This window comes from Natranaerofaba carboxydovora, from assembly GCF_022539405.1.
In the GTDB taxonomy this organism is placed as follows: domain Bacteria; phylum Bacillota; class Natranaerobiia; order Natranaerobiales; family Natranaerofabaceae; genus Natranaerofaba; species Natranaerofaba carboxydovora.
Genome location: NZ_CP054394.1, coordinates 2,717,277 through 2,739,861, shown reverse-complemented (window position 1 = coordinate 2,739,861; position 22,585 = coordinate 2,717,277). Strand labels below are relative to the sequence as shown.

Genomic DNA, 22,585 nt, shown 5'->3' with positions numbered 1-22,585 from the left:
AAAGGTTGAATTGTGACAATTTTTTGATAAAATTGAAATTAAGGGATGATTTAATTATGGATTAGATTTTGAAAGTGGGGATTTTTATGATCAGGATTAGCAGTCCAGAAAACTCCACGCTTTATAGATCTTCTATATTTCCTACAGGTGCAGAGAATACTACGGACACTTCTAGAGAAGATACCGACATAGATAGGATAGATAGGAACGCGTTTTTTAGAAGAGAAAGATCAGCTCTAAGAGGCCAGGATCTAAGGGGCAGGTCTTTTAGGCTGCCTGATAAGCAGTTAGTGTCTGATATTGATAAGATAATTTCTTTTGCTTCTGATTTTCGCTCTAAACTTAACCGGCTAAAAGATGCCGCAGAGGCAATTACAGTAGAAGGAGATTCTGTATTTGATGAGCGTGAAGTTGATGTTATATCCCCGTCTGTTTTGAGTGGAAGGGCAGAAGCAAATGCTCTAAAGAGAACATACGATGTTCTTGCCCACGAACTTGGTAGTGCTCAGCTTGATAAAACAGGTGAATTAGTTGCAGATGAAACCATTGGTGAGAGTGACGAGCTTGATATTTCCCCAGGAGAATATGAGTTTACTATAAGGCAGTTAGTCTATGAAGATACAATCAGCCTGCAGGTTGAAGAGGATGATACAGTACAGGAGGTCTTAGAGAAACTTGCCGATGAAATTGATGAGCTTGATATGGAGCTTGAAGCAAGAGTTGTTGAAAGAAGTGACAGTGATATTGATGAGGACGATACTTTTGTCAGCCTTCAGATAGAAGCAGGTAGAGCTGGCAGGGTATGGGCTTTTGATATCACTGAAGATAGTGATACCGGCACAGGCCTTCTTAACGAGCTTGGCCTCAAGACTGACGTAGGTGCAACTGATGGGATAGTTGACATAGACGATGTTGATAGGTTTAGGCATTTTAGCAGGGGCGATGATGTTTTTCTACTGAATGATTATGGCCTGCAGTTAGAGCTAAGGGATATCGGCGAGACAGGTCTACAAGTTCTAAAAGATAGAGATGCTATAAGAGAGGGCATAGAAGAGTTCATAGATGCTTATGATGATTTAATTACTTTTGTTAAAAGACAGGAGACAAATGGTGATTTAGATAGATTACAGGAGAGCTTATTCAATATAGCAAAAGAGGATGAAGATGCTCTAAAAGATATTGGTATAGATGTTGATGAAGAGAATGAAAGGATAAGAGTTGACAGGGAAGTCTTGCAGCAAAATATAGATGATAGAGTGGAATTTGTAGAGGTTATATTGGGTGATGAAGGAAGAATTGCGGATCGGGCAGCAGACTTGACTGATAGGACTCTTGACATGAGTCCTTTAAGGTTCATGTATGAGCCTAGGGAAAAAGAATTCCATGAGTTTTTTGATGATGCTTTTGATCTAAGGATGTATGATAGGATGGGAAGAAGTGCTTATCCTACATCCATGATGCAGAGGGGTATGTTATTTGATATGGTGTTTTAGGTGCGAATACGCCAAAGGGGGTACAGTTTCTATTGGCAAAAACAACATATGGATTTATTAGAATTGGACTTACAAGAACTATTATTATAAGTTTATTAATTATTTTTTTTAGTTTTTATTGCTATAGTTCTTTAACTTTGGCTTCTGAGTCAGATTCTTTGTTAGAAGTTAACGGTGAAGAAGTCATAAATATAGAAGGAGAAGATTTTACCGTTAATTACTTGAAGGTTCCACTTGATGGGAGTTATAATTTTGAGACTTCTTTAGCAGGAGATACTATTGGAAGGGCAGATGACCTATCTTCTCTTGCAGAGACAAAGGATAATAGTGTAGCGGCAATTAATGGTACATATTTTGATGCTTATACCGAAAAGGATGATGAAAGGTTTCCTTATGGCAATCTAATGATTGATGGTGAAGCTATATTTACAACAGGCGAGGGTGCTACAGCAGGTTTTGTTGATAATTTAGAACCTGTTATTACCAGGGCTGATGTTACTCCATATATAGAGCTAGAAGATGACAGAGAGAGAAGAGTGTTAGTGAATCACCCTACCAAACAAGAATCTACTTTAGTTTTATATACTCACCATTTTACGAGAAATATTATAGAAAGGCCGGGCCTCAAGCTTCAAATAAAAGATGATACAGTCACAGACATAATAGATCGTAGTTATACGGGAGAAGATACCTCTATTCCTGATGGTGGTAATCTTTTGTATCTTGGTACAGGTTACTATGGTGCTGAAGACCTTTTTTCTGGGATGGGTTTTGATATTAGGTATGAGGTTCACGACAAAGATCAAGGTGAAAAATATTGTAGTAAAGAAAAAGGTTTGACAAATATGGTTGGCGCAGGTCCAAAACTTGTAACAAATGGGCAAGTTGATGTTGATATAGAAGGAGATATGGCAGGAAATTATGATACCCATACCGAGAGATCATCAAGAAGTTTCATCGGATATGATCAGGACAAAACTCATATTATCATGGGGACTGTTAATCTAGCAACTCAGTATGAGTCAGCAGAGATAGCAAATAAGCTTGGCCTACATGAAGCTATGTCCCTTGATGGTGGAGCAAGTTCAGGACTGTATCATGATGGGGACTATCTGACCAGTCCGGGGCGAAAGATCAGTAACGCCCTGGTGGTAACTAAAAGTCCATCAAGTGAAAACTCCAATGATGAGAGCGAAATGGATGGAGTAGATACTGGTGAAGCTATCGAAGATGAAGCCAGTGAAGATTTTGATGCGGATGTGGCTGAATCTGCAAATGTAATTTCGATGATCATCGGTGAGAAAGAATTGACTTTAAAAAAAGATGACGTAGAAGAAACAAAAGATCTTGATGTATCTCCTGTAATAAAAGAAGGAAGGACTCTTGTTCCACTTAGAGGATTTTTTGAAGCTATTGATGCAGAAGTGGATTATTTGGAAGAGACCAGGGAAATTGTTATTGATGATAGTAATACTCTGATTAAGATGACATTAGATGACAATATAGCCTTGGTAGATGATGTGGAGATCAAAATGGATACCTCCCCTGATGTTATAGAAGGCAGGGCTATGCTGCCTTTGAGGTTTGTATCAGAAAAGCTTGGATATAGTGTGGAATGGATAGAAGAAAATAACGAGATTGTTATTCAAGGATATTGATGTAGCCATATAGATTAGAATATATATAAATATCACCCTTAAGGGTGATATTTTTTTAGGCAGAATAAGGGTAAAATGAGTTTAGCTTGCTACCATGAATGGAGGTGAAAATAGTAACCAGGGTAGAGATATAGTCGGCAAAAAGCACTACTTTGGAAACAATATTCAACAAAATAGGAAGGAATGGTAAATATAATGAAAAATAAAACGTTGTTGACGGCTATGGTAATGGTTATGACCCTGCTCCTTGGGATGTCTTCTGCCGTAGTTGCGGATACATCTAATGATGACTATGCCTGGGTGCTAGTGGAAAAACAATATTACGATGTTGAAATGAGTTGGGATCATGGAGATTATGAATTTGAGTATTCCAACTCTGCGCTAGGTGAAAGAGAATGGTCTGACAATAACAGAGATTATTATTATTCCCACAGTGAACAGCAGGTAGAACTAAAAGAATGGGGCACAAGAAGAAACGATAGCTTTTCTTATATGGACATGCACACCATATATAGCTGGAATTCCCCACCAGAGGTAGTCCGTGCCGGAGGGAACATTTCCTTCACAGTGGACCTGGAGGTACTTAGTAATGAGCCTGGTGGATTGTTTACCAGGCATGGCTGGATCGGACCTGAAGGAGGGTATCGCTGGGGTTTTAAGATGACTGAACCGGAAGAAGCGAAAGGTGCTAGTATACTAGAAACCGGGCTTCCAACAGGCGATCTGTCGGCTCCGCCAACATCTCGCATATCTGATTCCACGTATCTTCTTCAAGAATCTGGAAGTGTCGTTTTTGCCTGCAACCAGTTCCTGGGGCTAGGAAGAGAAGGAAGCCCCGGGGATCAAAGGAATATCGAGATTCGTGTAAAAGGGGGAGGAAGTCAATTTGCTGTCTATGAAAATTATATTTATGAGTGGAAAGAAGTAAGCTCAACAGAACAGGAGGCAGCTGAGGACCCAATTAGGGAGCCAAGTCAGGAACCAGCTGAAGAGCCAACTCAAAAACCAACTGATGTAGAAAAAGAGGCTGAAGTATTTGATTCAGGAGCCAGAATGTCATGGGACCCTGTAGAGGCAATTGGTTATCGCCTGTATCGTTCGACTTCTGCCGGTGAAAGGGGTATATCTGTAACAGATTTTTACATCACTAGCACTAACTATGTAGATGTGAATGTTGAGCCTAATACTACTTATTACTATACCGTAAAACCTGTTCTTAGAGAAGCCGATCCACTACATGGTATAGAGGAAGAACTAGGAGATGCAATTGCAACTTTTACTGTAACCACCGGAAGTGAAATTTATAAGCCAGGTGTGCAAAAAAGTTTTATAATCCTCCAGCTAGATAACTCTGTAATGAGCGTTGGAGGTGTCGAAAGAGAGGTCGATCCCGGAAGAGGGACAACTCCGGTAATTATGGCCGGAAGAACTATGGTTCCTATAAGGGCTATAGTAGAAGCAATGGATGGTTCTTTGGGTTGGGAAGGAGATACTCAGAAAATAACCCTTGATGCCAGGGGAAATACTGTAGAAATGTGGATTGGCAGTACTGAAATAAATGTCAATGGTTCTAGTCAAAACATGGATGTTGCACCAGTAATCCAAAACGAAAGAACATACGTGCCCCTTCGTTTTGCGGCAGAAAACCTTGATGCAAACATTGACTGGTTAAGTTCGACCAGGGAAGTTGTTATTGCTTATGAGTAAGAAAGTAGTGAAAGTTGGGGACGATTTGCTATAGAAAGCTGTTTAGATATAGCAAGTCATATAGTTTCTTATCAAGGTTATAGAGCACCTGGTGACAATCAGGATATATTTCAAGTACTTATTGAAGAAAAGATACTAGACAAGGAGCTAGGTGAGCAGCTTAAAAAAATGGTTTGTGGAAGCAGCAGAAGAACGTCCCAAACTAAGAGTAAATGATCTCTGTTATTCCCTCCTGCTCAAGGCGGATTTTTTTATCAAGCATTAGCCTTATCACGGGATGAAACTCAATATAATCTTCATTATTAAGAAGTTTTTCTAATTTTCTCTCGTAGTTTGATTCGAATTTATGGCCTTTGTCTAAGTGTGTTTCATAGGTCTTTTCATCCATCATTAAGGGCTTAAAAGGTATGCCGGTCTTAGCCTTTAGATGATTAAATATCCTAAAACCGCCGTAGTCAATATCACCCCAGTGATAGAACTGAGTGATTGAGCCTTGATAACTATCTTGACAGCTTTTTTGAAACTGCCATATTTTAGTGAGAATGCTTCTTCTCATTTTGTTATGATATCCTCCAAGATATATCACAAGATGGTCTTTTGGTGCGTTTTTGATATAGATATAATAAGAAGTCAGGTTTTCGATAGTAACTACTGCTTTTGCATTTATCCCGGTGATCTTCATATCCTGTATCATCTTTGGAGAAAGCCCTACATCAGGGTAAAATTTATTCAAATCCACCATGCCCTTATCTGTTTCAAACTCAAGCTGACCTCGTATATTTATAGGGCGGGGGTTATCTATTATACCAAATTCTGCTAGACTGATTTCGTCTTCTGTATGAATATCTTCAATATTGGCATATTTAATATGACTATTATTTTCCTCAAGAGTCTCAAGACTTTTTGTTTCAAGATTATATTCTTGCCTATAATTTGGGCTACAATCTTGTTCATTACTAATATTATAATTCTGATTATAACCCTGATTATAAGCTTGATTATAAACCTGGATGTAATTTTGCAGGACATAGAGGATTTTCTTCTCAAAATTTTCAAGCCTTTTAGATTCCCCGTATAGCTCAATGGAGAACTGCCTTTTGGGTATTTCCACCGGGTCACTTCTAAGTCCGTTTTCGACAATATTATTAAGGCCAAGAAGAAAATCTTCGGTGTCTCTTAGGGAATCGAAGCGGACCCTGTGGGGCAGATTTTCTAGTCTTTTTATCTTTTCTAACATTTTATCATAAAAAACCATAAGCGCTTTAGGAGCGGCTTCTCTGTACTTATTATAGACTTTTTCTAGCTCATTATAATAGTCCGATTTGGGTTGTCTGTTTAATAGCCTATAGATATTTTCAAGTCTTTTTTCCTCTAGAGCTATCTTTTCCAAAAACTCTCCCTTTTCGAATTTTTTCCACACAAGCTGAATAAGCCCCATTCTTTCTAGTTCTTCCATATCAGCATTGTATTCTAGCCTGAAGCTGCTGTCGCTTATATGATAGTAGTTGGGGTAGTTTTTTTCCTTGATATGAACGTAGGTCTTTCTAGGTGTTTTTTGTTCTTGATTTTGGTCTTGGTTTTCTTGACCTTGTTCTTGGTTTTGTCTTTGTCCGTAATCTTTTCTGTTTTCGTACTTGTCGATAAGCTTTGTAAGCTCTTTTTTTTGCAGCTTAGATAAGACAGGTAAGTTGGCAGGCAAGTCTTTTGATTCTTTGCCACAACTCAAGTGGCCTTGATGGTTCAGGTTATTATGACGGTTCTGGTTGTCCTGATGGTTCTGGTGTTTCATCTTCTAGAAGCTCCTTTCTTGAGACCTGTTCTACAAAGCTTGTAAACCCTTCTTTCATCACTATCAAGTTTGTATTAATATGAGGTGCTATAAGTTGTATCCTGCCCGTAGGTGCTGCGATCAAAGGTTGAAAGCCAAGGGTCTTAATAAAGCGAATAGCTTCTTCTACCCTGTCAGCATCCATCCTGTTAAAGGCTTCATCAAATACTACAAGCCTTAAGGTATCTGTCTTTCTATACATGCCATAACTTTGATAGAATGAAGCCAATATAGCTACATAGAAGGGGACCTGGGTTTCCCCGCCGCTTTTTTCCCTTGCAACTTTGGAAAAATTGCTTTTGTTCCCATTAATATCTGTGATCTCAATTTCAAATTCTAGATAAGACCTGTAATCTGTCAGTTCCTGCATCCTCTCCTGAAAGGCATCTTCATCGGCAGAGATGTCCCTAAACAGCTCGTTTATGGTCTCCCCGTGCTTATGGCGAAAGCTCTCTGAAAACAAATTATGTCCTTCGTGAAGCTGTGGGTCCATTATCATCTCGTGATAATTTTTTAGTTCAGGTTTTGCAGATACTTTGAATCTATAGGAGTCACTGCCAAACTTCATATCTTTTAGGGCTCTATTTAATTCTTCGACTTCTTCCTTTGCTATCTCGATGTTTTCTCTAAGTTTAGCGACAAAATGTTCTCTAAAGCTCTGTTCTGCTTTTTCTCTTACTTCTTTGGCCTGTTCTTCATAATCAGCCAGGTGGCTTTCTATTAGCACTTGATAGCGGTTTTGGTACTCTTCGCCTGTGTCTGATTGAGGGTTAGCAGAAAAGTCAAACTCATGGTTAAAATTACTTCTAAGCTGGATAAGACTTCTCCATTTCTTCTCTAGTTCTGTATTTAACTTCTTTTTGGTTTGCTCATAATTTGATTTCAAAACGTCTGGTGATTTTTGACTTGCTTCTTTTTCCCATTTTTTCTCCCATTCACTTATCTTTGTTTCGTCTTTACCTTCTACAAAAGCACTTAGCTCTTTTTCTAGCTCTTCTTTTTCTTTTTTTATATTTTCTAGCCTTTCTTCAAGGGTCTTTATAGTTTGTTTTATCTCACCCTGCTTTGACAAAAGCTCATTGACTTCCTCTTCGAGTTTTTGCACCTGCTTTTCGATCTTTTTATCCTCTTCTTTTAGCCTGTCAAGCTCTGAGGTATCAATGCTTAGAAGCTGGTGGTTTAAGTCTTCTAGATTTTTTTCTAGTTCGGGGATGGTGATTATTTTTTCATAGTCATTTTCAAGCCCCTTTATCCGGTCTTCTTTAGAATCTCCTGATAGAGCTTCTAATCCTTTAAGGTTTGAAATTTTGTCCTCTAGTTCGGCCAGCTCATTTTCTACATGGCTTAGCTCTTCTTCTTTGAGTTTTAGCTGAGTTTTTACTGCCTCAGCCCCAATATATGGTGGCTTGTATCTTCTTTCTGGGATCTGTCTTGCAGTATAGTTTTGATAGAGCATACAGCTTTTGGTTATAGCCCGGAGGTGATTTTTTAGCTCTTTTTCATCATTACATTTAATTATCTGTCCCAACAGAAAATCAGTATAAAGGCGTATATGCTTTTTATCAGCTTTTATTTCTTCTGCCAGGGAGTTTTCTTTAGTTTTAATTTTGGTTTTCATGAGCTTTTCAGTGTTTACAAGGCCTACGTTTTCAATTTTGTCTGTGAATTTATGTCTTTCATACAAGCCAAGCGCCTCGTCAAAATAACCTGGCTCTACTAGGATGTCGAATTTTTGGGTGTTAAGATATCCCTCTATTGCATTTTGCCACTCCTGGTCATTTATCCAGGTAGCTTCGCAGAGGATATCTACTTCTACCGGCTCGCCATTTTCTTTAACTAGATTTTCTTCTAAGATCTTTTTTAGCTTCATTGTGGGAGAATGTGCCGGCAGTATTTTGTTTTCTTTTAGCTCTTTTATTTCAGCCTGTAGTTCTTTTCTTTTATTTTCTAAGTCATTTTGTTTCTTTTTTAGCTCGAAAAGCTCTTCTGTTAGCTCTCTATACACTTGTTTCCATAGAGAAGTTATTTCCTCAAGGCTAAGGCTTAAGCTTTCAGCAAATTTACATAACTGGGGTTTATTTGAATTTTTGTTTGAATCAGATTTATTTGAATTAGAGTTTTTTAAATTTGAGTTTTTGAAGTTTAGTTTGCTTAAGTTGTTCACTTTTTCATCTGCAAGATAGTGAAAGTCAGCTGTTATTTCTTTTAATTTTCTTATCTTCTCGAAAGTATTTATTTCTTGGTAATTTGTATTTTGATCTCCCACAATATTTTCATCTTTTGTTTTATTATTATTTATAGTGTTATCATCTTTAATGTCAGTTTTGTCATCAAAAGTCTGTAAGATTTCTTTTAACTTTTCAAACTCTCCAGCTTCAGACTTTATCCGGTGATATAGATTTTTCTTAAGTGACTTTAATTCACCTAATTTTTCTTCAGTGGTTTTTATCTCTTGTTTTAGTTTGTTTATCTTTAATGTGGTGTTATTGTTTGCTATCTCTTCACTGATTTCATTTTTTCTTTTATTTAGTTCAGTTTTTTTGGTTTGCTTATCATCTATATCTTGCAGGAGGTTAGAGAGAGCCTCCTGATTATCTTGCAGTTCTTTCTCTAAAAGTGAGTTCTTTACGTTTTTTTCTTCTAGGCCTGCTCTTTTTATCATGTAGTCGGCTGTTGTGATGTTTTGTTCTTTTTCTTTTAGGGTTTCGTAAGTTTCATTTATTTCAGATAGCCTTGTAATTTCTGTTTTGGTCTCTTCAATGTATTTTTCTAACTGCTGAAACCTCTCAAAGTATTCTCGCATGGTGTTAACATCGATCTGTCTTTCCTCTAAGATATAATCATAGATAAAGCCCCGCAGGTTTGTGATGGGGGTGAAGCTTATTCCTTTTTGGATCAGTGAGAAAAACGACTCTTTGGCTCCGCCAAAAAGCTGACGCAAGTCATTTAGATAAGTTGAGAGGTCATTTTTGTACTGTTTATGGGTGATTTCTTTAGCCTTTAGTTGGCGAAAGAAATCTTTTTTGTTTCTGGCGAAAACTTTTTCTTCTATATCTACATCTCCGTCTTTGTTTTCAACATAGTTTTCATTATTGCTATTATCATTAAAATCATTATTTTTATTATCTATGACTTTTACATCTTCTTTTTTGTCAAATCCTAATGAGTTTATATCTTGATAAAATAGTTCATCGTTTATATTTTCGCCGTCTATTTTAAAAAACACATGCTCAAATTCGTCTCTGTCCTGATAATAATCAAAAAGAACGCCTATTAAATAAGGGGTGTTTGTCTTGGTGTGGGTGATCTCAAGGACAATATAACTGGTAAAATCTTTATCGTTTCTCAAGAAAACAGTCTCTCCCTCTGTTCCGGTCTTTCCTTTTAAGTAACCTTTTAAGTCCCGGTTTGTCTTTTCATCGAAGGCAGAAGAGTTAAACCTTACTTTGGCAAGGTTACCTACAAGAACAACCTGAAGAGCATCTATCAAGGTGGATTTTCCTGCTCCGTTATCCCCGGTGATAAGAGCGCTGTTTTCTATATCTATATCTTCATCTGAGAAAAAATGCCAATTAATAAGCTTTATTCCAGTAAGTAATCTCATAAGTCTAAAAGTTCCTCCTTAAGCAGCTTTTATCTTATTTTGTTATTATCGATATCACTATCAATTTCAGCTTCTATGATATGTCTTATTATTCTTCTTTTTCTTCTAGGATATTTTCTTCTTCGTTATCATCCTCTTCTTCCTCTTCTAAGTTTTCAATGATTTCTTCATCATCTAATAATTCTTTGTTCAAAAGTTCTTTACTTGTTTCAAGTTTTGCATCATCTATTACCATCTGAAGAGAGGGGTAGAGGATGTAAGTTGCTTCTGGATCCTTGTAGTGGCCTTTTTTTAAATCCAAAAGGGAAAAGCTAGAAAAGAGCCTAAGAATCCTGGTCATCTCTTCCCTTGAGGGCAGTCTTTCTTTTATTTGAAGGGCCATGTATTTTTCCTGGATTTCAAAACCTGCTGCAACCACGTCTTTTGTTAGCTGGAGGTCCTTCTTCTTCTCATCGTACAAAAGCCTTAAGATCAATAGAAAGATTGTCTCCTGAAGATTAAACCTGCGTCTGTTTTTTTCTTCTATATTATAGGCTTGAAGTACAGAGAGCCTTCTATTGTATAAAATCTCCCATCTCGCCATGTTAAGATACCCCTGAAAAATATCAAAGTGCTTTTCAACAAATCTATAATAAGGCCTGTCCTGTTCTCTGTTGTAGACTAAGAAGGTTTTATTTAACAGGATATTTATTGTTTTTTGAAATCTTTCCTTTTCTTTTTCAGAGAGGTTTTCGTAATCTTCGGCCCATTTCATCATCTTTAGATTCCCGCTCCTTTTCCGTTTCCTTTGTTTTTCTTTTCTCTTGTTTTATTTTTCATCTCTTCTTACCATTCTTTAAGGTTACTACTTGGTAAGGGATATGGACGGTGTTGTCGTCTAGGCTTATCATTTCCCTTCGCTTTCCTGTGATTTTGTAATTGGCGTGTTTTGAGTTTTGGTAGAGTATAATATAGATCAACCTGATCCAGTCGTTTTTTGTGCGCCTTGGGAATTCATGCAGGTAGATGGATTTTTTGGCACCGATATAGTCTTTGACATACTGGTTGATGTCTTTTACTGTTATTTCTTCTTTTACTCGTTTTTTGAATTTGGCTAGATTTTTGTCCCTTGACTTTTTGTTTATCTTTTTTGCCATGACTGGTGTGGGCTTATGTTCTTTTCTTTCTTTTGGAGGGTTCTTTGGGCTGTTATCGTTTACAGTTTGTTGGGGATAGAGATGGATTAAGTTATTTATCTCTTCAGGTGTTTCTTGTTTTTCCCCTTCGTCTTTGGCAAGAGAGGCCAGGTGTTTTAAGGCTTCTTTAATCTTTTCCTGACTTTTATTTTTCCCGGCCATCTGAAATTCAAGTCTTTGTAGGGCTGAGGTGACATAGCGTCTGTTTCGATTATCTATTTCGCCAAGGATATCGTCCATATCCTGAAAATTTTCTTCGATAAACTCTAGCCAATCATAGAGCATGTTTTCTCCTTCTACCCGGTCGTTTGCATATTTTCCCCGGACCATAAGCTCTGCCTGATTTATGATTTCTGCTCTGTTGTGCTTTAGATCTCTTACTTTCTTTAATATGCCGGCTCGATATTTGGAGATGTGTTCTGAGGTCTTTAGCCTGTAGTACTGGTCTCCAAGGATCTCTTCATAGTAATCCACTAATATCTGTTCGATGATTTCCCGGGGCTTTTGGGTTTTTAAAAGTTTTTCTGTGTAAAGTTTAATGCTGTGGTTTAGGCTCTTTAGTCCGTTCATAAGCCCCTCTGTGATTTCTTTTGCCTGGTGTATTGCCGTGTAGGAGTTTCCATCTTCGCCTGTTAGGTTTTGATATACTGTAAGGACTTTACCCTGAAATTCCATCCTGTATCCACTTTTTATTTTTTCTAAACTTTCTAGAAGGAAAAAAGAATAATCAGGAAGGGAAATACGGAAAGTATAATCGTGATTTTGCTCCTGGATAAACCAGCCAAAATCTATAAGCCTTCGAAGAAAAATCTGAGCTTTTTCTCGGGCATTTTTTTCTTTTATTTCATCTTCTTCATCTACTTTATCTATTACACCTACTTTATCTATTGCACCTATTTTACCTATTTCACCTATTTGTTCTTGAGACTTCTTTTGAGAATTATTTGTAGAATTATTCTGAGAATTGTTTTCAAAGGAATTATCGTCGATTAAGATATCTTTTAATACATCTTTTCTTTCTTCCATATATTCAGTGAATAGATCCACCACACCTTCCCTGTCTAGAGTGTGGATAGTTCTCTTGTGTTGTTCATACACAATAAATAACAAATCTACATATATTTCTTTTCTAGAAGTTGCCAGGGGAGAAAACAAATTTTCTGGAATATGTTCAAATATGCTCATTAATTTACCACCCGTAGTCAAATTATTATCTTTATTCTAACTGACTTGTCCTTTTTATACAAATTCTTTTTGGCGCGTTCTATTTGGGGACGGTTCTAGATTTTCACAAACTCTTTTATGGTGCGCTCTCTAAAGAACTGCTAAAAGTTATTTTAATTTTGTTCTGTAAATCAATAGCTTTCGTATATTTTTTCCTCGACAAATAGTTCATAAAGGTCTTTGTCTAGCTTTTTCTCTTCAACCATAGACTTCATAATATTTAGGGCTTTTTCTACGGGGATGCCTTTTTTGTAGGGTCTATCACTTGCTGTGAGTGCATCGTATATATCTGCTATAGCAAGAATTCTTGCTTCTAAAGGGATGTCTTCTTCTTCTAGGCCCTTTGGGTATCCTTTCCCATCGAGGGATTCGTGGTGCATGCAGGAGAACTCTTGTACTTTGGATAGCTTTTTGGTGAAGGGAATTTTACTTAAAATCTTTTCAGTGATATCGACGTGCTGCTGCATTATATTTTTTTCATCTTCTGTAAGGGTTCCTTTAGATACTGTTAGACACTCTAAGTCTTCTTCTGTTAGCAAAGGCTTTTTTTCTCCTGTTTCGTCTTTGTATTTGATATTAGCTATTTCTATAAGCTCATTTTTTTTGTCTTCATCTATGAAATTATCAGGGTTATCTGCAGCTTTTATGGTTTCTAGGATTTTATCATATTTTTCAATGACAGCCTGACATTCTTTTTGAATTTTTTTTGCGTCTAAATTTGCGTCATCTGCGTCCCTATTTTTAGTTATTAGTTCTTCTATCTTTTCTTTTTGGGCCTGTTCTTTTGCTAGATTGATCCTTGTTAAGACAAGGGTCAAGCTTTCGTCCAAACGGGTTTTTTTATTCATCACTGATAAAGGTATAGAGACTTTACCTATATCATGTAGCCAGCCTGACATCTCAAGCTGCTTTAGTCTGTCCTCTTCAAAAAACTCATCCCCAAAAGGTTCTTTGTTTGAGTTATGAACTGCTTTGGCCAGCTTTACTGCTAATTTACTTACTTTTTCGGTATGGCTAGCGTTGTATGGGGTTTTATTTTCTATAGCTGTTACCATCACCTGGACAAAAGATTCAAAAAGATTTTCTATCTCTTCGATAAGCTGCTGGTTGGTAAGGGAGATCGCTGCCAGGGAGGCAAGGGATTTCACTATAGTTTCGTGTTTTTGGCTAAAGCTTGTCATATCTCTTCCCTGGTCTAGAGCGTTTATTAGCTGAAGAACTCCTATTACTTCGTCAAGGTGATTTTTTAGAGGAATAACAAGCATTGACTTTGTTCTGTAGCCTGTCATGCGGTCGTACTTTTGTGGCCCTGTGAAATCAAAGTTTTTGTCTTCATATACATCAGCTATGTTGACGCTTTTGCCCGTTAGAGCCACATATCCTGAGACATATTCCTTCTCTAAAGGCACAGGTGGGAGGTCTGCTTCTTCATTAGAAGTACCTCCTTTGTAGGTGTTCATGGTATCATTGTGGATTATCTCAATGGAAAGTTCGTTTTCTTTTGCCAGATAAAGAGTCCCCGCATCGGCACCAGTGATTCTTCTGGCTTCGTTTAATATCATTTCCATGAGTTTATTATGATCTTTTTCGGCTGAAAGGGCTATGCCTATGCTTAAAAAGTTTTTCAGTTGTTTTTCTACTTCACTGTGAATTTTGCCCGGGTTTGACATTGATGACCCCCTCCAAATTAGAATCTCCAGTTAACTTCCTTTCATTTGATCACCATCACCTGTCGATTAGATATGTATATATGGAGACATATAGAAATCAAATATGGATAATCAAAACCAATACCAGGAGATGAAAGGTTTGGTCGATAACTATCGAAATCCAGGTTTCGCTGCTATCCGTGATGTTTTTTGTCCACCACTCAACAAAAAAGCGTTTGTCCAAAAAAAAGTGAGAGAGAAATAATATTAGAACTGCGCTGATAGATAATCCCCCAAATCCTAAGGAAAAAAGCCCAACTGCTACAGTATATATAAGAGAGTGTAGTGCAAGTGCCAGGAGATCATATCTTTTTCTTTCGGCCATCCACCTGTTTTGAAACAGAAAATCTCCTACCAGATGGCCCATGATAAGCCAGCTAAAAGGGCTCAATTACATTTCCTCCAATCCCAATTTTGTACAATATTTGCAAATTGTTTGTAATATAATTACCCTAGTTAATTGCAATTTTATCAGATCTCTAATAAAATTGGAAACATAATTAAAATTGGAAACAAAACCAATTAAAATGGATTTATTGGGATTATATGACCTTGTGGTATGTGTTTAAAATTCAATATAAAAGTAGAAGGTGATTATTATGAATGCCAAAAATGACAAATATGTTATCTTTTTTTGTACAACCCTTATTATGATTATAATCGTTTTTAGTTTTGCCGGTGGGAGTAACTTTGTCATGGCTGAAGAAGAAAAAGCCCTTGAGCTGAAAGCTGTAATAGGTGATGGAGAGACGGGCCATAGAGATGGAAACTATGACTGGGCAAGGTTCTTCTTTCCTCGCGGTTTAGAACTTATTGAAACAGAAAATGACTTCGAAAATGAAGGAAGTAAAGAGTTGATAATCGCAGATACTCAGAATCAGCGCCTTAGAAGCGCTGAAACAGATGTTGAAACAGATGATGAAACAGATGATGCAGTGAGCACTTTGGCAGGAGATCCTCCTGGTTTTGATGATTATGGTTTCCCCACGGGGGGGTACGTGGACGAAGAAAGACAGCAGGCACAGTTTGATGAACCCCGGGATATTGTGGCTGACTCTGAAGGTCGTCTATACATATCAGATTCAGAAAATCATGTTATAAGGCGTTTGTCAGAGGGAAAAGTAACAACCTTTGCTGGATCGGGTGAAGCCGGATTCAAGGACAAGATGGGACTTGATGCAAAGTTTGATAACCCTTCTGGCATGGATGTTGATGCGGATGACAATATTTTTGTTGCTGATACCATGAATGATGCCATCAGGATGGTTACCCCGGAAGGTGAAGCCAAAAGCCTTAAGGTTAACTTCAATGAACCCTACGATGTAGTTGTGGATGAAGAGTTTGAATCTGAAAGAGCTGGAGATTCAGGATTTTTATATGTATCGGATAGTGGAAATCAGAGGATATGGGAGATAGATATCGATGTGTTTCATGATGCTTCGGAGCTTGATGAGCTAGAGGACACAGCCAAAAAAGCCAGACAAGAGATAGAGGAACTCATGGAAGAAAAAGATGCAAAAGAAGAATTAGAGGAAGCAAAAGAAGGATTAGGAGAAGGAAAGGTGAAGGTGCAGGAAGGACTGGAAGAGGAGGCTGAAACCAATGAAGCTGATGCAATAAATGAAATTTACAGGGAGCACTTTGAAGATCATGGGGTCAGAGTCCTTGCAGGAAGAGGTGCTAATAAGCTTTCGGATACGGACTACATTGTTGGGGGAGATACGGAGGGGTCCTTTGAAACTGCGAGATTTAACTTCCCCAAGGGACTTACTGTTAGTGAAGCAGGAGTACTTTTGGTGGCAGATTCCTCAAATCAAAAGGTCAGAGCTATTTCCAGGGAGGATGAAATGGTAAGAACTATCTATGAAGGTGAGCTTCAAGGGCCTATGGATCTTACTTTTGATAATGAGGAAAAGCTTTTGTATGTATCCGATATGTGGAATAATCAAGTCTTTGCCTTTAAGGTAGATGAAAAATTATTAGAAGAGAAGCTGGATCATGACTTTGAAACTTTTGATAAGGATGAACCGGAAATTATAGAGCATTTTCAGATAACAGATCCATATAAGAGTAGGACCTGGCTCAAAAGATGGATTACTGATAAAGGAATTTGGCAGGAGGCTTTTGAGCAATTTGAGTTTGAAATAGATTAGTTAGAGTTTAACTTTTGAAAAAGATATTCGGGTTTCTTAAAAAGATATTCGGCCTGGGGGTTATATAAGTGAGTAATAAGGCTCGCCTCATAGGGGTTTTAGTTCTCTTCCTTTTGGTAGGGTTTGTTTCCTATTTTAGGGTGTTTGGATCTGTAGAGGGATTTTTTCAGGATGTTTTTTATCAAGGTGAAGATGGGATAGATGCACGAATCGTTATAGTTGGGATAGATGATCCAAGCTTAGAAGAGCTAGGGCAGTGGCCCTGGCCCAGGGACTATCATGCAGAGCTTTTAGAGAGGCTTGATGAAGGAGAGCCCGCTGCAATAGGAGTGGATATTCTTTTTGCTGAGCCTTCTAGGGATGAAGAAGAGGATGAGATCCTAGAAGAAGTTCTTTCTGAAACTGACAATGTGATTCTTCCAAATTACGGAATATTTGAAGGGGCTGCTGCAGAAGGTGAAGTTAGGGCGGAGGAAGTTATAGATCCTGTCCCCGGGCTTTCGGAAAATGCTTTGCTTGGTCACATAAATACTTTTCCAGATGATGATGGAATTGTTAGAAGGGCTTTGATAAATTTTGAAGCTGTTGGAGAAGACAGGGATAAAGTATATAGTTTCGCCTGGAGGATTTATGAGAAGTTTTTAGAGAACGAAGAGCCTTCTCTGCCAGAGGAGCTTCCTTTGGATGGATGGGGAAGGATGTACATAGATTATGCCGGTCCGCCAGGTTCCTTTGAGATGCTCTCTTACAACAGAGTCCTTGAAGGGGAGATACCCCCTGAGTACTTCGAGGACAAAATAGTTCTTATAGGACCTTATACCGTGGGGATAGATGATTATTATTTCACCCCCATGGCCAGGAATTCTCCCATGTTTGGAGTGGAGGTCCATGCGAATATACTTCAGCAGATGTTAAGGCAGGACTTCAAAGAGGAAGCGTCCTATGGAGTGGAGCTTGTTGCCCTTGCTCTTGTGGGGGCTTTGGGATATGTGGCTTTTAGTAAGCTCTCGCCCTACAAAGCTTTGGGGGCTCTGGTGGTCCTTGTCGGTGGATATATAGCCGGGGCCAGGTATGTTTATGATAGCGGCCTGATAGTCTTTTTGTTTTATCCTGTATTGTTTTTGGTTGTGATGTATGTGGGAACCCTTGCCCACGGTTATTTAGATGAGATTTTGGAGAGAAGAAGAGTTACAGGAGCATTTGGTCGTTATGTCTCCCCTGAGGTGGTGGATGAGATTCTTGCAGAAGGTGAAGAAGGTCTAAAGTTAGGTGGAGTGCGCAGGGAAGTGACCCTTTTGTTTGTGGATATAAGAGGATTTACTCCCTTATCGGAGAGCGCAGAACCCGAGGAAGTAGTGGATATTTTGAATGATTATTTAGGCCTTTGCGCTGAAGCTGTCTTTAATCATGGGGGAACCTTGGACAAATTTATGGGAGATGCTGTTATGGCTATTTTTAGTGCTCCTCTAGAGGTAGAAGATCATGCCTTAAAGGCTGTGAAAGCAGCCAGGGAGATGGTGCAAGGCAGCAAGGAGCTGCAGAAGGAGCTGGAAAAAAAGCATGGAAAAAGTGTGGAACTAGGAGTTGGTATCAACACAGGTTTTGCAGTAGTGGGAAACATCGGGGCTGATTTTCGGATGGATTATACAGCCATAGGGGATACGGTAAACACTGCTGCCCGCTTAGAGAGTGATGCAGCCCCAAGCCAGATCTTGATAAGCGATTTTACCTACCAGCAGGTAAAGGACAAGGTAGAAACCCGCAACCTGGGTTCAATAAAGGTTAAGGGAAAATCACAAGAAGTGTCTGTCTATGAAGTTACAAGGATTTTGGAGGAAGAGTAAGTGTTTTTAAGGAGGATTGAAGGTGATGGGTACGAGTTGTAGTCGGAAAGGTTTTTGGCAGAGAAAATTTGGCTTTGGATTTTTTGCAGTAGGGCTCATGGTAATCCTTCTGGCCGGGGCTTATTCTGGTATCAGCGGGAATGTGGCCACAGCACAGGAAGGCTTGGATAGAGAGGCTACCCTACTTGAATTCAGCGGCGATGTGGTTTTTAAAAGGGATGGTGGAGAGAAAGAGATCTCGGCATTTGAGGGTATGACCTTTACCAAAGGAGATCAGATCATTACTGGAAGAGATTCCTGGGCAGAGATCGAAGTAGATGATACTGCAGAGGTTAGACTTAGTGAAAACTCCAAGGTTTATATAAATGAGCTTATAGAGTACGCAGAAGAAGAAGCAGAAGAGTCATCTTTTAGTTTGTTTTCCGGTGGATTTTTCGGAGATGTTAAAGATACATTGACCACGGGTTCAAGATTTGAAGTGGAAACTGATACTGCAGTTATGGGTGTACGAGGAACTGATTATTATGTAAGCAAGGATAACGACGAAACAAGTGTAAGCGTTATCTCAGGTTCCATAAGCGTAGAGCCAAGGGAAGAAGTCGCTGAAGATCTCGATCCTGCAGAAGATCCAGCAGATCCAGAAACTCCAGAAGAAACTCTGGATCCAGGAGAAGAATTCGAGCTTGAAGCCGGTGAGACAGCAAGTTTGGAAGAAACTCCCGATGGAAGGGTAGACACTGAAACAACTGAAACAACTCATGAGGATTTAGATTTAGAAGCCCTTGAGAGACTTCAGGAAATGGGTGAAGAAGATCCCGACAGGGTGCCAGAAGAACTTCAGGAAGGGCTAGATGATGCTATTGAAGAAAGAAGGCAACAAAGAGAAGCAAGGCAAGAAGAAGCAGAAGAAGCAGTCGAAGAAGAGCCTCAGGTAGAACCCTCAGAGGAAGTGGCTGATGAAGAGGAAGAGCCAGAGCCTGAAGATGACCCGGATGAAGACCCAGAAGATGATCCTGACGAGGACGAAGATGAGGAAGACACAGATCCCTCGCCTTCGCCAAGCCCATCGCCAGATCCAGACCCGGAGCCTGCTTATTTTGCGGTAGAAATTATAGAAACAGAAGAAGTAGAAGCCAATGAGACGATGGAAATTGAGGTAGAGGTTGAAAATGAAGGTGAAGAAACTGATACACAGACGATAGAACTTTTAGACTTTGATGGAGATGTAGTTGATGAGAACGAAGGTCTAGAACTTGAAGGCGGACAGGATGAGTCGTTTGCTCTAGAATGGAACACTGAAGAAGACGATGTTGGTACTGATGATATAACTGTAGCCAGTAACGATGAAGAAGCAACTGAAGAAGTTACTATAGAAGAAGTAGTTCCCGAAACTCTAGGAGAAATCACAGAAGAAAATGTAAAATACGACTTAGACGCTCCAGCTGATGTAGAAGTAAGTATAGAGTGGAACGATGCTACCGAGGTAACTGAAGTAGAGTTGAAAGGAGATGTTCTGAGTGAAGGCGACCAGGAAGACTATGTAGTGGATGAGCAAGATGATGAGCTTACAATCCACGAGGATACTATAACCAATGGTCTTGAAGAAGACGATGAACTAGATGTAGACGTAACTTTTGATGTAGGCGAAGACAGCTTTGTAATCAATGTAATAGATACCGAGGTAGTAGACGCCACAATCGATCCGACAGAAGCAGACTTTGATCTTAACGATCCAGAGGATGTAGAGACTACAATTACCTATAACGAAGCCAGCGAAGTGGAAGAAGTAACTGGTGAAGGTATAGAAGATGGTGACTGGGATGTAGATGCTGATACCTTAAGCATCAAATTCGGCTTCTTGGAAACCTTTGGCCAAGGCGAAGAACTAGAATTTAATTTCGAGTTTGACAAAGGCGAAGACGCTACTCTGGAGATAGAAGTTTTATATATCGTAGAAAATTATGACATATCCTTGACCAGTTTAGAGGGTGAAGGGGAAGTAACAGTAGACGGGGACACATTAGATAGTGAAACCGACAGTATAGAGATAGAAGAAGGTACCGAGGTAACAATCGAAGCAGTAGCAGACGATGGCTATGAATTTAACAAATGGAGTGAGAATGCAAGCGAAAAGACAGAAGGCTCTTTTGATGTAACCATAGAAGAAGACTATGATATCGGAGCTGAATTTGCTGAAGTAGTTCCCGAAACTTACACAGTAACCTTTGAAGAAGAAAACGATGTAAATGCTGAGATTATTGTATATGAAGATAAAGACCGCACAGAGCAGGTAGGCGATCCTGTAACCATAGATAACGGCAATGTAGAGAAAGACTTAGAAGATGGAGATTATTGGTTTACCGCTACTGAGGAAGACCATGAGGATTATGATGGTGACTTTGAAGTAATTAATCAGGATAAGACGGTAGGCTTTGAAATGACACCAGAAGCAGACGAAAATATCGAGGTAACTGAAACCAGCCCAGAGGATAACGCTACAGATGTAGAAGTAGACACAGATTTAGAAGTTACCTTTGACGAGAGTATCGAGTTGCTAGATGAAGATGAGATTACATTAGAAGATGAAGCTGAAGATGCTATAGATTTCAATGCTTCAGAAACAGACGAGGCACTAACCATTTCGCCAGATGATGGCTTGGCCTATGAAGAAGATTACACGGTAGAGGTTGGCATAGATGCAATAGGCCATGCGGATAATAACGATATTAAGCTTGATGAAGCTGAAGAGTTTAGCTTTACAACAGAAACGAAAGATGAGAAGGTCAAATTAACTATAAATATTGAAAAATTCTCTAATGGGGAAAGTGAACTGGTATTAGATAAAATCATCGTAAATGATAAGGCAAAAAATATCGATGATGAAAGCAGTAAAGTTAGTTTTCCATTGCCACCGAATGAGTATACTGTTGAATTAAAATTTGAAGATGAAGATAAAAATAGTGAGTTTGAGATTGAACTAGAAGAAGACGAGGATAAGGAAATAACTCTTTATAGAGAGCAGAAAGAGCTAGAAGAAAATGAGAATGTTACTTTTTCTAATATGAGAATAGAAAAGAATGAGGAAATGGAAATTACTAGTGATGATAAAGCGGACAGTTTAAAATTAGTTAACATGGAAATAGAGGGGGAACTAGTTTATAACGCTAAAGTAAGCAGAAACTTTGATATTACTAATGTTTCTTTATATGAAGGTAGCAAAATAATTATATATAATTTGGTGGAGGATATCGAAGGCATATTTGAAATGCACAATGTAGAATTTAAAGGGGATAGCAAAATTATCTTTAAGGATATTAATAATGACGACATTGACATTAATGAGGAAGGAGAAGAAATTACCGTAGAACAAGAAGGCGATAAACTTGCTCAAATTGATATTAGTGAAGAAAGAAATATTACAGAAGATGATAATGAGATTGAAATAGATGTAGTTCCCGGAATAGAGAACTTTGAAGTGGAGATAGATGAAGGTGAAAGTACTTTTGAGCAAGAGCAAGGTTCTGACTTTGACGTCCAGGTAGATGTAGAGAACACAGGAGATGCAGAAGGCACTCAGACAATCAAAGCAGAGATTGACGGAGACGAAGTAGCTTCCCAAAAAGTAGAGGCCCTTGATGTTGATACTACCGAAACTATAAACCTTAATTTTGAAGCAGAAGCAGACCATGATGATGAAGATGTAAAAGTAGAAAGTGAGGATGACAGTGATACTGCAAGACTTACGGTTGATGTCGATGGTAATATAAATCTTGATGATGAAATAGAAGATGATGATATGGAGTTCACATTTAAAACCAGTGACTACACGGGGCTTAGTGAAGGCTTTGTAGTATTAGAAGACCATGATGGTAACGATGTTGAGTACACCAAAGTTGAAGAAGAGGAAGAGATCATAGTAGACCTAGATGATGAAGTAAGCAATCTTTCCCTTGAAGAGGACGAAGATGTAACAGCTACACTGTTTAAAGAGAAAAATGGTGAAGAACTAGATAGCGACAGCACTGAAGTAGATAATGATTAATTTGCTAAGAACTAAACCGCACATTCATAAGCTAACCTACATCTAGCCAGTGAACCAAGGGAAGTTTAAAGCAGAGGGCGAGCCCGAACTTAGGGTTTGCTCTCTATTTTTTATGTGCTTTTTGACCTTAGCGAATCAATTCCAATTT

13 protein-coding genes are annotated in these 22,585 nt (G+C 38.6%); 7 read left to right on the top strand and 6 right to left on the bottom strand.

Translation table 11 applies throughout. From position 1 onward, the window contains the following. Window positions 1–86: 86 nt before the first annotated feature. The 4 genes from ACONDI_RS12900 to ACONDI_RS15870 all read left to right on the top strand — a co-directional run bounded on the left by ACONDI_RS12900 (window position 87) and on the right by ACONDI_RS15870 (window position 5,074). A complete protein-coding gene (locus tag ACONDI_RS12900) occupies window positions 87–1,493 on the top strand; it encodes a flagellar filament capping protein FliD (RefSeq protein WP_241078955.1) in 1,407 nt (468 codons plus the stop codon). 32 nt (window positions 1,494–1,525) lie between these two features. Then, complete coding sequence (locus ACONDI_RS12895; RefSeq protein ID WP_241078954.1) at window positions 1,526–3,151, top strand: stalk domain-containing protein; 1,626 nt, start codon at window positions 1,526–1,528, stop codon at window positions 3,149–3,151. Window positions 3,152–3,346: 195 nt separating this feature from the next. After that, window positions 3,347–4,858: a stalk domain-containing protein gene (locus ACONDI_RS12890; RefSeq protein ID WP_241078953.1), complete on the top strand. Its 1,512-nt coding sequence runs from the start codon at window positions 3,347–3,349 to the stop codon at window positions 4,856–4,858. A 30-nt stretch (window positions 4,859–4,888) separates the two neighbouring features. Then, window positions 4,889–5,074 (top strand): DUF86 domain-containing protein, encoded by a 186-nt coding sequence (locus ACONDI_RS15870; protein WP_420848208.1) that lies wholly within the window; start codon window positions 4,889–4,891, stop codon window positions 5,072–5,074. Here ACONDI_RS15870 and ACONDI_RS12885 read toward each other — a convergent pair. The 6 genes from ACONDI_RS12885 to ACONDI_RS12860 all read right to left on the bottom strand — a co-directional run bounded on the left by ACONDI_RS12885 (window position 5,061) and on the right by ACONDI_RS12860 (window position 14,789). Continuing rightward, window positions 5,061–6,647, bottom strand: a complete 1,587-nt coding sequence (locus ACONDI_RS12885) for a Wadjet anti-phage system protein JetD domain-containing protein (RefSeq protein WP_241078952.1) — start codon at window positions 6,645–6,647, stop codon at window positions 5,061–5,063. The genes ACONDI_RS15870 and ACONDI_RS12885 overlap by 14 nt on opposite strands. Beyond that, complete coding sequence (locus ACONDI_RS12880) at window positions 6,607–10,290, bottom strand: ATP-binding protein (RefSeq protein WP_241078951.1); 3,684 nt, start codon at window positions 10,288–10,290, stop codon at window positions 6,607–6,609. The genes ACONDI_RS12885 and ACONDI_RS12880 overlap by 41 nt, the downstream gene beginning before the upstream one ends. Before the next feature lie 88 nt (window positions 10,291–10,378). Beyond that, a complete protein-coding gene (locus tag ACONDI_RS12875; protein WP_241078950.1) occupies window positions 10,379–11,047 on the bottom strand; it encodes a DUF4194 domain-containing protein in 669 nt (222 codons plus the stop codon). Window positions 11,048–11,105: 58 nt separating this feature from the next. Next, on the bottom strand, window positions 11,106–12,650 hold the full coding sequence (locus ACONDI_RS12870) for a Wadjet anti-phage system protein JetA family protein (protein ID WP_241078949.1): 1,545 nt from the start codon (window positions 12,648–12,650) through the stop codon (window positions 11,106–11,108). A 170-nt stretch (window positions 12,651–12,820) separates the two neighbouring features. Then, window positions 12,821–14,359: an HD family phosphohydrolase gene (locus tag ACONDI_RS12865; protein WP_241078948.1), complete on the bottom strand. Its 1,539-nt coding sequence runs from the start codon at window positions 14,357–14,359 to the stop codon at window positions 12,821–12,823. A gap of 97 nt (window positions 14,360–14,456) precedes the next feature. After that, complete coding sequence (locus ACONDI_RS12860; protein ID WP_241078947.1) at window positions 14,457–14,789, bottom strand: DUF3307 domain-containing protein; 333 nt, start codon at window positions 14,787–14,789, stop codon at window positions 14,457–14,459. Window positions 14,790–14,997: 208 nt separating this feature from the next. Here ACONDI_RS12860 and ACONDI_RS12855 point away from each other — a divergent pair, with 208 nt between their 5' ends. The 3 genes from ACONDI_RS12855 (at window position 14,998) to ACONDI_RS12845 (ending at window position 22,437) form a co-directional block, all read left to right on the top strand. After that, window positions 14,998–16,551, top strand: coding sequence for an NHL repeat-containing protein (locus ACONDI_RS12855; protein ID WP_241078946.1), 1,554 nt, complete (start codon window positions 14,998–15,000; stop codon window positions 16,549–16,551). Window positions 16,552–16,619: 68 nt separating this feature from the next. Continuing rightward, window positions 16,620–18,395: a CHASE2 domain-containing protein gene (locus ACONDI_RS12850; RefSeq protein WP_241078945.1), complete on the top strand. Its 1,776-nt coding sequence runs from the start codon at window positions 16,620–16,622 to the stop codon at window positions 18,393–18,395. A 25-nt stretch (window positions 18,396–18,420) separates the two neighbouring features. Next, a complete protein-coding gene (locus ACONDI_RS12845; protein ID WP_241080964.1) occupies window positions 18,421–22,437 on the top strand; it encodes a X2-like carbohydrate binding domain-containing protein in 4,017 nt (1,338 codons plus the stop codon). Window positions 22,438–22,585 lie beyond the last annotated feature (148 nt).

Coding starts and splice junctions, on each gene's coding strand:
- ACONDI_RS12885 (WP_241078952.1), bottom strand. CDS start 6,647: ATGAAACACCAGAACCATCAGGACAACCAGAACCGTCATAATAACCTG.
- ACONDI_RS12880 (WP_241078951.1), bottom strand. CDS start 10,290: ATGAGATTACTTACTGGAATAAAGCTTATTAATTGGCATTTTTTCTCA.
- ACONDI_RS12845 (WP_241080964.1), top strand. CDS start 18,421: ATGGGTACGAGTTGTAGTCGGAAAGGTTTTTGGCAGAGAAAATTTGGC.
- ACONDI_RS12890 (WP_241078953.1), top strand. CDS start 3,347: ATGAAAAATAAAACGTTGTTGACGGCTATGGTAATGGTTATGACCCTG.
- ACONDI_RS12900 (WP_241078955.1), top strand. CDS start 87: ATGATCAGGATTAGCAGTCCAGAAAACTCCACGCTTTATAGATCTTCT.
- ACONDI_RS12855 (WP_241078946.1), top strand. CDS start 14,998: ATGAATGCCAAAAATGACAAATATGTTATCTTTTTTTGTACAACCCTT.
- ACONDI_RS12875 (WP_241078950.1), bottom strand. CDS start 11,047: ATGATGAAATGGGCCGAAGATTACGAAAACCTCTCTGAAAAAGAAAAG.
- ACONDI_RS12865 (WP_241078948.1), bottom strand. CDS start 14,359: ATGTCAAACCCGGGCAAAATTCACAGTGAAGTAGAAAAACAACTGAAA.
- ACONDI_RS12870 (WP_241078949.1), bottom strand. CDS start 12,650: ATGAGCATATTTGAACATATTCCAGAAAATTTGTTTTCTCCCCTGGCA.